Genomic DNA, 2465 nt, shown 5'->3' with positions numbered 1-2465 from the left:
CGCCGGGCGGTGTCCTCGAACGCGAGGAGACCGTCCCCGAAGCCCTCCAGCGTGAAGTGCTCGAAGAGACCGGAATCAAGATCGCGCTTCCCGCGACCCTGACCGGCGTCTACAAGAACATGAAGGGCTTGATCGTCTCGCTGGTCTTCCGCTGCGAGGCCGCCGACGGCACGCCCACCACCGGAAACGAGACCCGCGCACTGCGCTGGGCCACCCGTGAAGAAGTCACCGAGCTTGCCGACGAGGCGTATGCGATCCGCGTCCTGGACGCACTCGACGCGGCGTCTCCGCCTGTCATCCGCGCCCACGACGGCGTGAAACTCGTCTAGCCCGAACCCGCTGCACATGGCGGCCAATCAGCACGAAGGAACTTGTATGCACGAGTATACGAGCGAAATTCGGACTTGGGGACTCACTTGCCCAGGTTTTCCGGAAGAGGTCAGCCGGGCCCGCCGCTGGACACGCGACATCCTGCGAGGATCGCCCCTGGCCGAGGACGCCGAGCTGATCGTCAGCGAGCTGAGCGCGAACGCGATCCTCCACACGGCCAGCGGCCGGCAGTCCGGCCGCTTCCACCTGGCACTGGCGGTCTCCCCCCAGGTCATCGCCCTGTCCATCACCGACGACGGCGGCACGGACTCCGCCCCGAAGGTCGAGCACCCGGGACAGGACGCGGTGCACGGTCGCGGCTTAGGGATGGTCAACGCGATCGCCCACCGGGTCGTCATCCACGACAGCCACGGCGGCCACACGGTCACCGCGGAACTCTTCACGCAGCCCAGCCGAGGAGAACGCCCGTGGTGACGTCGCCCCTCGCCGGGGTCTTACGCGCGGATGGGCAGTACACCTCATACCAGTGCCGGGCAGCCGCCTACCCCCTACACGAGGCCCGCTCGATCCCGCTGGGATCACACGACACCAGAAGCCCCCGCCTCGCACTGCGTTGGCTTCGGGAACGTGCGAGTCACATCACCGACCAGCTCGACGCCGCACACGCACAGCCAGGCCGCCACTGGCTCACCGACGAACCAGAGCACGAACGCGCCCTCGCCTACCTGGCCACAGGAACGGCCTACCAACTCACCCTGCACGACAAGAACACCCGCTACGTACTCGTGGCCTACCCCCGAGGAGCAGCATCGTGAACGGGCTCTCCCGCGGCTACTGGTGCGAGTGCTGGACCCAGGACCTCAGCGACGAGCGGGGGCTGGCACTCCTGGCATCCTTCGACGCCTACTCGGCACCCCAGGCTGACAGGTGGATCGCGGTCGCACTCCGCACCATCTCCCCAGCGCTCGACCCGGACACCTCCGACGAGGCATGGACCTGGCTGTACGACGGCCGCGCCGAGACGAGGCGAGCCCTCCTCCGCGCTGAACCCTGCACGGTGTCCATCACCCAGTCCAGCACCCGCGTGACATGGACGATCCGACCAGTGCTCTTCCTGCCACTCGCATACCGCCAGGGCGTCGGACTTCCACCTTGCGCGCAGGAATTCAAGCCCCACGCGACGTGATCAGCAGCAGATGGGCCCCGTAGGGTGCTCGCATGACGGAGACGGACGGAGCAAGACGCACGCCCAAGCAACTCGGCGAGCTCGCCGATGTGTACGACTTCCTAGAGGAAGTACGGCTCCGTCCGGGCATGTGGATCCGTCGGAGTTCCTTGCAGCACCTGGATTCCATGCTCACCGGCTACCGCGTTGCTCTGGGGGTCCACGACATCGCGGAGCCATTCGACTTCTGGAACCCGGGCAGTCAAGGCCGCTTCTCCGAGTGGCTGTGGCAACGATTGGGCCGCCACTCCGCCCTCGGCTGGGCAACGGAGATCGAGCGCGAGGCGGAGCGAGCCGACAGGCCCGCCATGGAGATGTTCTTCGAGCTCCTGGACGAGTACCGCGGCACCCATTGCCAGCTCCAGGAGGAGCGAGAGCTCGACGACCCCACTTCCGCGCAAGCCCAACAGCTCCCCACTTCAGACTGAGTTACAACTTTCTCTACGGGTTCAAGGCGGCTCGCTCCGCTCCCCGCACGCGGCCCGGCCCCCGGCCGGGCCTGCGCTCCTGCCTCCGTCCCGCTCCAGCCCGGCCGGTGTCAGCAATCAGCCGCCTGACGCCAGAGAAGGGGTACGTCGTGGCTGGGGCGGCCGGCTCCACGGCTTTACGGAGCCACTTTGGCGCGAGCCTCGAAGATCATGGCCCCAACGTCGTGCTTTACCGGGCAGGTCCACAGACTGCCCGACGCGCCGGAAGCTTACGGGGCCATGATCACTCGCGCCAAAGCAGCGCCACCCCAAAGCCGCTACACCGACCTCGTGAGCTGTCCATACGGCGCACCAGGAAAATATCCGACGTAGCCGCCCCGGCTCACCTACTCAGGTTGAATGCGCGATGTCCGGGGTGGTGACGGGGTGTGATCCCTGCGGTACGACGGTCTCATGCGGTACGCGCAAGGGGGCGGGCTGAC

At 67.1% G+C, this 2465-nt stretch carries 4 protein-coding genes; all 4 read left to right on the top strand.

Features of this window, described 5'->3' with window-relative positions:
* On the top strand, positions 1-329 hold a 329-nt coding region (locus ACFYMU_RS19950; RefSeq protein WP_388374572.1), incomplete at its 5' end, for an NUDIX hydrolase.
* A gap of 46 nt (positions 330-375) precedes the next feature.
* On the top strand, positions 376-804 hold the full coding sequence (locus tag ACFYMU_RS19945; RefSeq protein WP_388374570.1) for an ATP-binding protein: 429 nt from the start codon (positions 376-378) through the stop codon (positions 802-804).
* 337 nt (positions 805-1141) lie between these two features.
* Positions 1142-1516, top strand: coding sequence for a hypothetical protein (locus tag ACFYMU_RS19940; protein ID WP_388374568.1), 375 nt, complete (start codon positions 1142-1144; stop codon positions 1514-1516).
* 32 nt (positions 1517-1548) lie between these two features.
* Entirely contained in the window at positions 1549-1983 is a 435-nt protein-coding gene (locus ACFYMU_RS19935; RefSeq protein WP_388374566.1) for a hypothetical protein, read from the top strand.
* Positions 1984-2465 lie beyond the last annotated feature (482 nt).

The organism is Streptomyces sp. NPDC007264, from assembly GCF_042869095.1.
GTDB lineage: Bacteria > Actinomycetota > Actinomycetes > Streptomycetales > Streptomycetaceae > Streptomyces.
The sequence above is the reverse complement of the archived record's forward strand: the minus strand, read 5'-3'. Positions and strand labels throughout refer to the sequence as shown.